This is a genomic window from uncultured Limnohabitans sp., from assembly GCF_937889215.1.
Taxonomy (GTDB): Bacteria; Pseudomonadota; Gammaproteobacteria; order Burkholderiales; family Burkholderiaceae_C; genus Limnohabitans_A.
In genome coordinates, this window is the sequence record NZ_CALBEX010000264.1 from 1 (window position 1) to 3,996 (window position 3,996).

Annotated in this window: 7 protein-coding genes; 6 read left to right on the plus strand and 1 reads right to left on the minus strand. The window is 60.1% G+C overall.

The genetic code is table 11. The features are described from left to right. The first annotated feature begins 57 nt into the window (after window positions 1-57). From Q0341_RS06730 to Q0341_RS06750, 5 genes are all read left to right on the plus strand, one after another. Complete coding sequence (locus Q0341_RS06730; RefSeq protein ID WP_299511412.1) at window positions 58-531, plus strand: MaoC family dehydratase; 474 nt, start codon at window positions 58-60, stop codon at window positions 529-531. 50 nt (window positions 532-581) lie between these two features. After that, a complete protein-coding gene (locus tag Q0341_RS06735) occupies window positions 582-1,220 on the plus strand; it encodes a MarC family protein (RefSeq protein ID WP_299511414.1) in 639 nt (212 codons plus the stop codon). A 115-nt stretch (window positions 1,221-1,335) separates the two neighbouring features. Beyond that, the gene (locus tag Q0341_RS06740; RefSeq protein ID WP_299511416.1) at window positions 1,336-1,641 is read left to right on the plus strand and encodes a hypothetical protein; all 306 of its coding nucleotides are present in this window, start codon (window positions 1,336-1,338) and stop codon (window positions 1,639-1,641) included. Window positions 1,642-1,772: 131 nt separating this feature from the next. Next, on the plus strand, window positions 1,773-2,024 hold the full coding sequence (locus Q0341_RS06745) for a type II toxin-antitoxin system ParD family antitoxin (RefSeq protein ID WP_299511418.1): 252 nt from the start codon (window positions 1,773-1,775) through the stop codon (window positions 2,022-2,024). Next, window positions 2,021-2,347, plus strand: a complete 327-nt coding sequence (locus tag Q0341_RS06750) for a type II toxin-antitoxin system RelE/ParE family toxin (protein ID WP_299511419.1) — start codon at window positions 2,021-2,023, stop codon at window positions 2,345-2,347. The genes Q0341_RS06745 and Q0341_RS06750 overlap by 4 nt, the downstream gene beginning before the upstream one ends. A 54-nt stretch (window positions 2,348-2,401) precedes the next feature. Here Q0341_RS06750 and Q0341_RS06755 read toward each other — a convergent pair whose 3' ends face one another. Then, a complete protein-coding gene (locus Q0341_RS06755) occupies window positions 2,402-3,340 on the minus strand; it encodes a LysR family transcriptional regulator (protein ID WP_299511424.1) in 939 nt (312 codons plus the stop codon). A gap of 207 nt (window positions 3,341-3,547) precedes the next feature. Between Q0341_RS06755 and Q0341_RS06760 the strand changes: the two genes are divergently transcribed. Further along, a partial coding sequence (locus Q0341_RS06760; protein ID WP_299511422.1) for an aldehyde dehydrogenase family protein occupies window positions 3,548-3,996 on the plus strand: 449 nt, incomplete at its 3' end.

Consider the following 3,996-nt stretch of genomic DNA (forward strand, 5'->3'; position numbering starts at 1 on the left):
GTCCGACAAAGCCAGCTACACCACCATGAGCTTTCTGGACATCTCAGGAGGCCGGTGATGGCCCAAAGCACCGCACACATCAAGTACTACTGGGAAGACATGGCCACAGGCCAGGTCCGCGACCTGGGCACCATCACGCCCACCCGCGAAGAGATCATCGCCTTTGCCACCCAGTTTGACCCGCAACCCTTTCACCTGAACGACGAAGCCGCCAAGGCCTCGGTCTTTGGCGCACTGTCGGCCAGCGGCTGGCACACCTGCGCCATGGCCATGCGGCTGATGGTGACGAACTTTTTGCACGAAACCTCCAGCCTGGGCTCGCCGGGACTAGAAGGCATCAAGTGGCTCAAGCCGGTGTACCCGAACGACACCCTGCGGCTGCAAAGCACCGTGCTCGAGACCAAACCCATGGGCAAACGCCCGGACGTGGGCATGACGCGCAACCTTTGGGAAATGTTCAACCAGAACGGTGACAAAGTGCTGCACATGGAAGGCTGGGGCATGTTCAGAAGGCGCACACCAGCGGCATAAAAAAACAACGCCTGCGCGTTGGCCGCCGCCTTCGGCGGCACAATGCGCCCATGGATTTCAAACCGCTCATCACCCTGCTGGCCATCGTCAACCCCTTGGCCATCGTGCCGTTTTTCATCCACTACACGCAAGACTTCAGTCTGGCCCAACGCCAACGCACCATCTGGGTGTCGTCCTTTGCCGCGTTTGTGGTGATCGCCGCCAGTGCCTTGTTGGGGCTGCAGATCTTGGCGTTCTTCGGCATCTCGCTGGCCAGTTTTCAAGTCGGCGGGGGCCTGCTGCTGCTGACCTCGGCCCTGTCCATGCTGAACGCCCAACCTGCGGAAGCCCGCGTCAACGCAGACGAAGTGCACGATGCCGAAGCCAAAGCCGCCATGGGCGCCAGCATCGCCGTGGTGCCGCTGACCATTCCCATGCTCACCGGCCCCGCCACCATGTCCACGGTGGTGATTTATGCCGAAAAAGCTGAAAACCTGACCCAGCTGGGCACCTTGGTCGCTTACGGCGTCGTCATCTCCTTGGCCACCGCCGTGTGCTTTACTTTGGCCACCCCGATTGCACGGTTTTTGGGCAAAACCGGCATCAACGTCATGACCCGACTGATGGGTTTGATTCTGGCCGCGCTGGCCGTTGAAGTGATGGCCGACGGGCTGCAAAAATTGTTTCCGCTGCTGGCGCGGGGCATATGAAAGATCAAGGCAGCATGTCAAGCACGACACCTGCACAACTGACAGGCTTAGGCTTGCGCTCAGCCATCCAGTCCTTAGCCTGCTGACGACCGTCCAAGTCATTCAGCAGAAACACATGCAAGCCCTGAATTTTTCAAAGATTCAGTTCCTGGCTTTTGACGGCGGTTACACCGACAACGCGCCGATTCCAGTTCAAACCGAATCAGAAAAAGCATCCACCCTTGTCTTGCTGACGCGCCACTATCCTGACCAAGCAGCGCTGTTTCAGGCACACGGGCGCACCTACTGGCAGCCCAGCCGCAAGGTGCCCGTGTCCACTTGGGATTGCCGACCAGGCACAACGGTGGCGGATGCGTTCACGCTGGGGCAAGAAGATGCACTACGGGTGCTGGCTGCAGACCAGATCCAACTCAGCATCTGACCTCCTGTGCCGCTTCGACCACCTCATCCAATGCAACGCGAAATAGCCCATGATTGGCTGGGTTGGATTTAAAAGATCCAAGAGTCTGCAGGCATCTTGCCAATTTTTGCCAAAATCACTATGCTGAGGACATGAGCACCATGAACATTTCCCTGCCCGAAACCTTGAAGACTTTCGTGGATATGCAAGTCAGCCAGCGCGGCTACGGCACCAGCAGCGAGTATGTGCGTGAGTTGATACGCAAGGACCAGGATCGCCTGCAATTGCGTGAACTGCTCCTGACCGGTGCGGGTTCCGCACCCACCGCTCCAGTCAATGCGACTTACTTTGACGGCTTGCGTGAACGGGTTCACCAAGCCACCCGGACCCTCTCACCCCGGTGAAAACAAAGCCAGTCATCCCACGCGAATTGGCCCTTTGGGATGTTGAGCAAGCTGTTGCCTACTATTTAGATGAGGGCGCGCCATCTGCTGCTCTCGGTTTGATTGATGCGCTGGAAAAAGCCTATGCCCACATCGGTCGACACCCCGCCACGGGATCGCCACGGTATGCCCACGAATTGAACCTGCCGGGTCTTCGGTTTTGGCCACTGACCCGCTACCCACATGGTGTTTTTTACACCGAAAAAGCAGACCACATTGATGTTTGGCGCGTGCTGCATGGTCAACGCGATATTCCAGCCTGGCTTCAGACCGAACCCGATTGAGTTCGCCTTAACGGCATTAGAACAGCGGTGCCAAATCTTATCGGTGGCGGGAAATCACACCCCAAACCCGTCCTCAAGCCCCTTCTTCAAATGACCCACCAACGCCGTCACCGCCCGGGGCACATGCGGTGAATACGGGCGGATGGCATAAATGGTTTCGGCAAAAGCCCCGACGGGTTTCCAGCCGGGCAGCACCCGCACCAGCTTGCCTTGGCGCAGAGCAGCTTGGGCGCTGAAGTCGGGCATGAGGGCAATGCCCGCACCGGTGAGCGCGGCTTCGCGCAGCGCTTCGCTGTTGTTGGCGGCGAAATTGCCCGTCACAGGCACGGTGACGCGCTCCGCAGCGTGTGAAAGCGAACGCGGCTCGAAGGTCCAGGCCGGGGTGTCTTGCGAGCGGGGGTAGTGCAGACAGTTGTGGGCTTGCAGGTCGTGCGGCGTTTGTGGCTCGCCCTGTTTGCGCAAATACACACGGGTGGCGACCAGCACCGACTCTGTGGGGCACAGCGACCAGGCCACATGCGTGTCCGGCGGGTGGGCGGTGTGGCGTATGGCCAGGTCGTAGCCTTCGGTGGCCAAGGCGTTCAGGCGATCGGACAGGTCCAACTCCAGGCGCACATCCGGAAAGTCTTTCAGGAAATCGGCGAACAGCGGCACCAGCTGCTGACGGGCCAGCGCCACGGGTGCGGTCACCCGAATCAAACCGCCGGGCTGCTGGGCCAAGTCGCGCACTTGCGCAAAACTTTGCTCAATTTGCTCGAACGAGGCGCGGGTGTCGTCCACCAACTTTTGTCCGGCCTCGGTCAGGCGCAGGCTGCGGGTGGTGCGCTGCACCAGGGTGACTTTGGCGGCCCGCTCCAGCTCGGCGATGCGCTGGCTCATGGCGGCCTTGCTCACGCCCAAACGGGCAGCAGCAGCGGTGTAACTGCCTTGCTGTGCCAGCACACTCAGCCAGTGCAGGTGGGTCCAAAGGGTGATGATCTTTTGCTCTTCCATCCAAGTATTGTTCACTATTTTGAACAATCAATTCAGCTTTATGGCATTGCCGGGGATGGCAGGGGTACCTAAACTGTCACACGCAATGCGTGTGCTCACCCATATTGGCGATGGAACGGTCAAAGCAAGATCGCAACATCGCTCACAGGGTGGGCTCCGACAAGAAACACATCGACAAGCAACCGGCGCAAGCCACAAGGAGTCCCCATGAGCATCACCCACATCGGCCATTTCATTGGCGGCCAAGTCGCCGCAGGCACTTCGGGCCGCAGCCAGCCGGTGACCAACCCGGCCACCGGCGCCGTGACCGGCAACGTGGCCTTGGCCAACAGCGCCGAAGTGGTCAAAGCCGTGGCCGCCGCGCAAGCCGCTTTCCCGGCTTGGGCCGACACACCGCCCCTGCGCCGCGCCCGCGTGATGTTCAAGTTCCTCGAACTGCTGAATCTGCACAAAGACGAGCTGGCCCACATGATCACCGCCGAGCACGGCAAGGTGTTCACCGACGCGCAGGGCGAAGTGAGCCGCGGCATCGACATCGTGGAATTTGCCACCGGCATACCGCAGCTGCTCAAGGGCGACTTCACCGACCAGGTCTCCACCGGCATCGACAACTGGACCCTTCGCCAGCCTTTGGGCGTGGTCGCGGGCATCACGCC

What these genes read in the sequence shown, in the direction of transcription:
- Q0341_RS06730 (WP_299511412.1), top strand. Translation starts at nt 58, where the DNA reads ATGGCCCAAAGCACCGCACACATCAAGTACTACTGGGAAGACATGGCC.
- Q0341_RS06735 (WP_299511414.1), top strand. Translation starts at nt 582, where the DNA reads ATGGATTTCAAACCGCTCATCACCCTGCTGGCCATCGTCAACCCCTTG.
- Q0341_RS06740 (WP_299511416.1), top strand. Translation starts at nt 1,336, where the DNA reads ATGCAAGCCCTGAATTTTTCAAAGATTCAGTTCCTGGCTTTTGACGGC.
- Q0341_RS06745 (WP_299511418.1), top strand. Translation starts at nt 1,773, where the DNA reads ATGAGCACCATGAACATTTCCCTGCCCGAAACCTTGAAGACTTTCGTG.
- Q0341_RS06755 (WP_299511424.1), bottom strand. Translation starts at nt 3,340, where the DNA reads ATGGAAGAGCAAAAGATCATCACCCTTTGGACCCACCTGCACTGGCTG.